General features: G+C 51.0%; 9 protein-coding genes. 6 read left to right on the forward strand and 3 right to left on the reverse strand.

Going from position 1 to position 6,974, the window contains the following annotated elements; all coding sequences use genetic code 11:
• Together ACTHSP_RS15970 and ACTHSP_RS15975 are read left to right on the forward strand one after the other, a co-directional pair.
• Positions 1-774, forward strand: a 774-nt coding sequence (locus ACTHSP_RS15970) for an ABC transporter permease subunit (protein ID WP_440346430.1), incomplete at its 5' end; no start/stop codon positions are given.
• 110 nt (positions 775-884) lie between these two features.
• Entirely contained in the window at positions 885-1,565 is a 681-nt protein-coding gene (locus ACTHSP_RS15975) for a sulfite exporter TauE/SafE family protein (protein WP_440346431.1), read from the forward strand.
• Between the two features lie 86 nt (positions 1,566-1,651).
• Here the strand turns inward: ACTHSP_RS15975 and ACTHSP_RS15980 are convergent, their stop codons facing one another.
• From ACTHSP_RS15980 to xseA, 3 genes are all read right to left on the reverse strand, one after another.
• Complete coding sequence (locus tag ACTHSP_RS15980; protein WP_440346432.1) at positions 1,652-2,461, reverse strand: sulfite exporter TauE/SafE family protein; 810 nt, start codon at positions 2,459-2,461, stop codon at positions 1,652-1,654.
• A gap of 1 nt (position 2,462) precedes the next feature.
• Entirely contained in the window at positions 2,463-3,242 is a 780-nt protein-coding gene (gene pssA / locus ACTHSP_RS15985) for a CDP-diacylglycerol--serine O-phosphatidyltransferase (protein ID WP_440346433.1), read from the reverse strand.
• A 123-nt stretch (positions 3,243-3,365) separates the two neighbouring features.
• Complete coding sequence (xseA, locus tag ACTHSP_RS15990) at positions 3,366-4,715, reverse strand: exodeoxyribonuclease VII large subunit (protein ID WP_070712040.1); 1,350 nt, start codon at positions 4,713-4,715, stop codon at positions 3,366-3,368.
• Positions 4,716-4,896: 181 nt separating this feature from the next.
• Here xseA and lpxK point away from each other — a divergent pair, with 181 nt between their 5' ends.
• The 4 genes from lpxK to ACTHSP_RS16010 form a co-directional block, all read left to right on the forward strand.
• Entirely contained in the window at positions 4,897-5,907 is a 1,011-nt protein-coding gene (gene lpxK, locus ACTHSP_RS15995; RefSeq protein ID WP_070712039.1) for a tetraacyldisaccharide 4'-kinase, read from the forward strand.
• Between the two features lie 64 nt (positions 5,908-5,971).
• Positions 5,972-6,637, forward strand: coding sequence for a DUF2059 domain-containing protein (locus ACTHSP_RS16000; RefSeq protein WP_070712038.1), 666 nt, complete (start codon positions 5,972-5,974; stop codon positions 6,635-6,637).
• Between the two features lie 83 nt (positions 6,638-6,720).
• Complete coding sequence (locus ACTHSP_RS16005; RefSeq protein ID WP_049329252.1) at positions 6,721-6,903, forward strand: Trm112 family protein; 183 nt, start codon at positions 6,721-6,723, stop codon at positions 6,901-6,903.
• Positions 6,900-6,974: cytidylyltransferase domain-containing protein (locus ACTHSP_RS16010; protein ID WP_440346434.1), on the forward strand; the 75-nt coding region annotated here is incomplete at its 3' end. The genes ACTHSP_RS16005 and ACTHSP_RS16010, both read left to right, overlap by 4 nt.

Here is a 6,974-nt window from a genome sequence, read left to right on the forward strand (position 1 = left end):
AACATTACTTCAGACGGCAATTTTGCCCTTTACCTGCCCAATCCTTACGATGCCGATACCTTAAACGATTTTGATACGGCACCCGATCCGGCCAAACCGTCCGAACGGCATATCTTAGGAACGGACGACCGCGGCCGCGACCTGTTGGCGCGCTTGGTTTACGGTTTCCGTGATTCGCTGTTGTTTGCCTTGGTGTTGACCGTGGTGACTACCGTAATCGGCGTGGTTGCAGGTGCGGTGCAGGGTTATTTCGGCGGTAAAACCGACCTTCTGATGCAGCGTTTTATCGAGGTTTGGGGCGGTATGCCGGAGCTGTACCTCCTGATTATCCTGTCTTCGTTTTTTAATCCGGGGCTGTTGATTTTGCTGGTGTTGCTGTCGCTTTTCGGCTGGATGGGCTTGTCCGACTATGTCCGCGCCGAGTTTTTGAAAAACCGTCAGACCGATTACGTTTTGGCGGCGCGCGCGATGGGCGTGGGCAACCGTGAAATCATGTGGCGCCATATCCTGCCCAACAGCTTGACGCCGGTATTGGCCTTCCTGCCTTTCCGTATTTCCGGTGCCGTACTTGCCCTGACCAGTTTGGACTTCTTGGGCTTGGGCGTACCTGCTTCACAGGCGAGCTTGGGCGAGTTGCTGGCACAAGGCAAGGACAACTTGGACGCATGGTGGATCGGTCTGTCTGCCGTTGCTACGCTGACGGTGATGCTTCTTTTGCTGGTGATGATCGGCGAAGGTTTACGTCAGGCATTTGACGTACGCGCACGCAGTTAATTGCTTTTCTAAAGCATGAAGAGGGTGGGCGGAAAAGCCTGTCCTTCATTCTCAAGGCCGTCTGAAAAGTTTCAGACGGCCTCATCCATTCGTTTGAATCATTAAAAACCATGAATCAAGAAATCACATTTCTTACGCTTTTTCTGCTTGGCTTTTTTGGCGGAACGCATTGCGTCGGCATGTGCGGCGGATTGAGCAGCGCATTCGCTTTGCAGCTGCCGCCACATTTAAACCGAATCGGGCTGATTGTATTGTTGAACTTGGGGCGCATCAGCAGCTATGTCGTCATTGGCCTTCTGGTCGGTTTGGTCGGACAGGTCGGCATTTCCTTGGACGATACGCGCGCAGTTCAAAACGGTTTGTATATTGCCGCCAATGTCTTGCTGCTTTTGCTCGGTCTGTATCTTGCCGGTATTTCGACTGCCGCAACCAAAATCGAAGGCATCGGCAAACCGATATGGAAACGCCTGAATCCTTTACTGAACAAATTGCTGCCGATTAAATCGGTGCCTGCCTGTTTCGGCGTGGGTATGCTTTGGGGCTGGCTGCCTTGCGGCTTGGTATACAGCGCGTCTTTGTATGCTTTAGGCAGTGGCAATGCCTTGCATGGAGGACTGTATATGCTGGCGTTTGCGTTGGGGACCTTGCCGAACCTGCTCGCGATGGGCATATTTGCAGCGCAGTTGAAAACCTTTTTGCAAAAACGCATGGTTCGTTTGTGCGCCGGATTATTGGTGGCAGGATGGGCGATATGGCGCTTGGCTGTATTTGCGATGGGGCAAATCGGGTAGGGAAAAAGATTTAATTTAGTTTGTTTTTATTGTCATGAAACAGGCCGTCTGAAAGGTTTTTCAGACGGCCTTTTCACAAGAAAAATTTAATGAATCAAATTCCAAGTCATCTTGGCGGCAATCAGCAGCAACATGATGCCGAAAGCGATTTTGAGTTTTCGGGCGGGCAGTTTGTGCGCCGTTTTAACGCCGAGCGGGGCAAAGAGGATGGTGGCAATGCTCAAAATGGCTACGGCCGGAAGATAGATAAAGCCTGCCGCGCCTTCAGGCAGGTTGGCAACATGTAAACCGTTGGCAAAATAGCCGATGGTGCCGGTAATTGCAATCGGCCATGCTAAACCTGAAGATGTGCCGATGGCGCGGTGTGCCGGAAAGTTGCAATACAGTAGAAATGGAACGGATAGCGAACCGCCGCCGATACCGACCCAGCTTGAAGCCGCCCCAAAAAGCGTGCCGACGGCTGTCAGGCCGGGGAGGGCAGGCAGGGTGCGTGAAGGTTTGGGTTTGGAATCGCGTAGGGTTTTGAGTGCGATAAAGGCAAGAAATGCAATAAAGAAAACCTGTAAAGCCAGTGTCGGCATATATTTTGCCGACACCGCGCCGAGGAGTACACCAAGTATCATGCCCGGCGTCATCCGGCGGACGGTCGCCCAATCGATGGCGTGTTTTTTATGTTGGGCGTACATACTGGAGAAGGTAGTAAATACCATGACGGCAAAGGAAGTGCCGATAGCAAGATGCTGGGCATAGGGGTGGCCGCCTATGCCTTGCAGTTGCAATGTCCATAAGACGACGGGGACAATCAATGTGCCGCCGCCTACGCCGAATAGTCCGGCAATAAAGCCCGCCGCGCTGCCGACGGCGAGCAGGGCAAGGATGATGTCCCAAGACCACATTTCAGACGGCCTTGTCGTGTTTGTGAGTTTTATGGCGTTTTTTAAACCAACGGATGACTGCCATCACATAACCGGACAGGCTGTAACCGAGGAAAAATAGGAAGAGGACGAGAGAAGGCTCCCAATTGATCAAAAGCAGAATCAATACGGCCAACACCATGCCCATAAACGGCACTTGGCGGCGGATGTTGATTTCTTTGAAGCTCCAAAACGGAATCTGCACAATCATGGAAATGCCGGCAAACAGGGTAATGCCCAATGCCCACCAATGCACGTTGGGGAAGCGCTCGACGCTGTGGTTGACCCAAATCAGGCCGACAATCAACGCAGCGGCGGTCGGGCTTGGAACGCCGATAAACCAGCGTTTGTCGACTTTGCCGATAAGCGTGTTGAACAGTGCCAAACGCAGGGCGGCGCAGGCGCAGTAGATAAAGGCGACGGAATAACCGATTTTGCCAAACTGCCAAAGTTGCCATTTGTAGGCAATTAGGGCAGGTGCCACGCCGAAGCTGACCATATCGGCAAGGCTGTCAAGCTGTTCGCCGAACGCGCTTTGGCTGTTGGTCAGCCGCGCTACGCGTCCGTCCATGCCGTCGAGCAGCATGGAAAGGAAAACTGCAATCGCCGCTGTTTCATAACGTCCGTGCATGGACTGGGTAATGGCGAAGAACGCGCAAAACAGCGCGGCGATGGTAAAGGAATTGGGCAGCAGGTAAATGCTGTTTTTGCGGATGGAGTTGCGTGGTGGAATCGGATTTTCTGTATTTTGTGCGTTGTCCATAATGTTTCCGTATATGCTGCGTGTGCAGATGAGGCATTATACCGCATTGGTTGGTTAAGGATTTTTAAAAGGCAGACATAGTTTCACTTTATCGGCATAAAGTTTCAGGCGGCCTTTATTTTGTCAGTCAAACAACTCGCCCTGCGCCTGCTCTTTGGTTACGCGTACGTCGGTTTCGCCGTCGGCAAAAGTGATGTGCAGTTTTTGCCCTTGTTTCAACGTATCGGCATTGCGGATGACTTGTCCGCGTGTGTTTTTGACGACCGAAAAGCCTCGCTCCAGAATATGCTGCGGCGATACGGCTTCGAGCAATGCGGCTTGGGCGGTCAGGCTTTGACGGCGGTGGGTGAGCAGTTGGCGGAAGGAATGCGATAGGGCCGTCTGAAAGCGGTCGATATTTTGTGTGTAACCGGAAACATCAGGACGGCAATGTTTCAGGGTTTGGGTTTGGCGTTCAAAACGGGCGGTGTGGGCGCGGAGGTTTTGCGTCATCGAGTAAGACAGCGTTTGCGCCAGTTTGCTGATTGAAGCGCGCTGATCGTCAAGTTTTTGGCGCGGATGACGGATTTGCCGTGTGAGCCAGTCGAGTTTTTGGCTGGCATCGAAATAGCGTTGTTCCAAAACGGTTTTCAGACGGCCTTGCGCTTGGGCGAGACGGTGTAGCGATTCTTGGCGGTTGGGGCTGACCAATTCTGCCGCGCCGGTCGGTGTCGGTGCGCGCACGTCGGCAACAAAATCGGCAAGCGTGAAATCGGTTTCGTGTCCTACGCCACTGACGACCGGAATCGCGCAGGCTTCGATGGCGCGCACGACCGGCTCTTCATTAAACGCCCACAAGTCTTCAATGCTGCCGCCGCCGCGACAGACAATCAGTACATCGCATTCGGCGCGTTGCGAAGCGGTTTTAATCGCTTGGGCAATTTGCAATTCACTGCCCGTGCCTTGAACGGGTGTCGGATAAACGATAACGGGGATTTCGGGTGCGCGGCGGTTTAAGGTGGTCACGACATCGCGCAAAGCCGCCGCCGCCAGGCTGGTGACGATGCCGATACATTGCGGACGGGCGGGTAATGGTTTTTTGCGTTCCGCTGAAAACGCGCCTTCCGCCTGCAACTGCGCTTTCAATCGTTCATAGGCTTCGTAAAGCTGCCCCAAACCTTTGAGCCGTACTTCGTTTACGGTAATCTGAAATTCTCCACGCGCTTCATAAATGCTGATTTTTCCTGATACTTCGATATGGTCGCCTTCTTTCAAAGGCTTCGCCAAGCGCATAGCCGCGCCCTTAAACATCGCGCAACGCACCTGCGCGCGGCTGTCTTTGAGCGAGAAATAATAATGTCCGCTGGCGGCACGGGTCAGGTTGGATACTTCACCGGCAATCCACAAGCCTGCAAGATGGTCTTCCAGCAAGGCTTTGGCGAGGGCGTTGAGTTCGGATACGGAAATGGAGGAGGGCGCGAAAAGTTCGGACATTGCGAAACAGGAAAAATTTAGGAAAGTTGAATTATAAGGGTTTTAGAGCGATTCGTTGTATTCGTTTTCATGAAACTTGCGCCCTTTGTTTTAATATTATCAAAGCTGCATGTTCAGACGGCCTTGTCTGGGCGGGCTTGTGTTATATTATCGTTTGATTTTCGCCTCAAAAGCCGTGCGTATGCCCAAACTCCACCAAATTATCGAACGCCATTGGCAATCCCCCAATCCGTTTTTGTCTTTGCTGCTGAAACCCTTATCCAAGCTGTTTGCCAAAATTGCGGCGAAACGGCGCGATGATTTTGTTTCAGGCCGTCTGAAAAGCGAAAAATTGCCAGTGCCTGTGGTGGTGGTCGGCAATATCCATGCAGGCGGAACAGGGAAAACGCCGATAGTCGCCGCGCTGGTGTCGGATTTGCAGGAAAAGGGCATTAAGGTCGGCATCATCAGCCGAGGTTACGGGCGCAAGAGCAAGGCGGTTCATGTATTGAATACAGCTAGCAGTGCGGCAGATGCAGGCGACGAGCCTTTATTGCTGTTTCGCCAAACCGGTGCGCCGACGGCGGTAGGTAGCAGCCGCGCAGAAGCAGGCAGGGCATTGCTTGCGGCGCATCCGGAGCTTGAATTGATTGTGACCGACGACGGCTTGCAACATTATGCCTTGCAACGCGATATGGAAATTGCCGTATTCCCGGCGGCAGATACAGGACGTACCAATTTGGATTTACTGCCCAACGGCAGCTTGCGCGAACCTTTGTCTCGGTTGGCTTCCGTTGATGCGGTCGTCGTCAGTGGCGGAAAAGCAGATACGGCATTCAGGCCGTCTGAAAATATGTTTGCCAGCCATATTGAAACAGGGCAGATTTACCGTTTGAATAGGCCGTCTGAAAAATTGGATTTGGCGGGTTTGGGAAATCAAACCGTCGCCGCTGTCGCCGGTATCGCCAAGCCGGAGCGTTTTTTCAATACGTTGCAAAGCCTGAATATCGCTTTGAAACAAACCGTTGCCTTGCCTGATCATGCAGATATTACGGCCGCGGATTTGCCGGACGCAGATGTGGTGATTATCACGGAAAAGGATGCGGTCAAATTTTCAAACGGCCACGACCTGAATCATGTGTGGGTCTTGCCTGTTTATGCGATAATTAAGCCGGACTTGGCGGCGTTTGTATCCGCGAATGTTTCAATCTAAATGCTTATAGATGTTTCACAGATGTTTTAAAGATGGTCTTCAAACTACGCGATAGGAGTAAATCATGAAGTTAAAATATTTGTTGGTCGCTTGTGCAGCTTTATTTGTATCTACTCAAAGTTTAGCTGCCAAACCAAGTGATGAATCTGCAATGAAATGGTTGGAGATTCAAGGGATAAGCAATAATTATAGCGAGAAAGTGCAACGTTCTTTGGAGATGGTGAATAAAGAGGACAATGAGCGCTTGTTAACGATGACGCCCAAAGCTCAAAAAGCGCAGATGAAGGCGGTCATCAGCCGTTATATGAAAAACATGCAAGATGATTTGAGCCGCCCTGAGTTGAAAAAACAATGGTTGGATGAAGAAAAGCGTGCCGTACAGAAAGTATTTACACAAGAAGAAGTCGATGTGCTCAACCGCTTTTTCTCTTCCCCTCGGGGCAAGGGTATTTTGAAAAAAGTCAATCATCTCAGACAGCATGGCGGAGATATTGATAATGTGCTGAGCCAAGCAGACGTGGACAGCATGGCAAAATTGTTTGAGCATGGGGCCGGTAAGTCTGCATTTGAAAAGATGGAACGTTTCGATAAATTGAATGATGAGATTGTTAAAAAGACAATGAGCAACAACTATATCAACGCAAGCAGGAAATATACGCCCGCTTTTGAGGCGCAAACGCGTGATATTTTGTGTAAGGGCAATAAACATTCTTCGGAATGTGCCAAATAATGTGCAGGCCGTCTGAAAATATTGATATTTATACTGTCCGAATCATCTCAGATGGCCTTGATATAACTACCGAAAGTAACCCCATGGAAAAAAAATTCTTAGACATCCTCGTTTGTCCTGTAACCAAAGGCAAACTCGAATACCATCAAGACAAACAGGAATTGTGGAGCCGTCAGGCGAAGTTGGCTTATCCGATTCGTGACGGCATCCCTTATATGTTGGAAAACGAAGCGCGCCCGTTGAGCGAAGAGGAACTGAAGGCATGACCGAATTTGTCGTATTGATTCCGGCGCGGTTGGATTCTTCACGTCTGCCGGGTAAGGCTTTGGCCGATATT

The organism is Neisseria sp. P0001.S005, assembly GCF_051963715.1.

Excerpts from the sequence above, each read along its gene's own strand:
- ACTHSP_RS15975 (WP_440346431.1), top strand. The coding sequence starts at position 885 with ATGAATCAAGAAATCACATTTCTTACGCTTTTTCTGCTTGGCTTTTTT.
- ACTHSP_RS15980 (WP_440346432.1), bottom strand. The coding sequence starts at position 2,461 with ATGTGGTCTTGGGACATCATCCTTGCCCTGCTCGCCGTCGGCAGCGCG.
- pssA (WP_440346433.1), bottom strand. The coding sequence starts at position 3,242 with ATGGACAACGCACAAAATACAGAAAATCCGATTCCACCACGCAACTCC.
- xseA (WP_070712040.1), bottom strand. The coding sequence starts at position 4,715 with ATGTCCGAACTTTTCGCGCCCTCCTCCATTTCCGTATCCGAACTCAAC.
- lpxK (WP_070712039.1), top strand. The coding sequence starts at position 4,897 with ATGCCCAAACTCCACCAAATTATCGAACGCCATTGGCAATCCCCCAAT.
- ACTHSP_RS16000 (WP_070712038.1), top strand. The coding sequence starts at position 5,972 with ATGAAGTTAAAATATTTGTTGGTCGCTTGTGCAGCTTTATTTGTATCT.
- ACTHSP_RS16005 (WP_049329252.1), top strand. The coding sequence starts at position 6,721 with ATGGAAAAAAAATTCTTAGACATCCTCGTTTGTCCTGTAACCAAAGGC.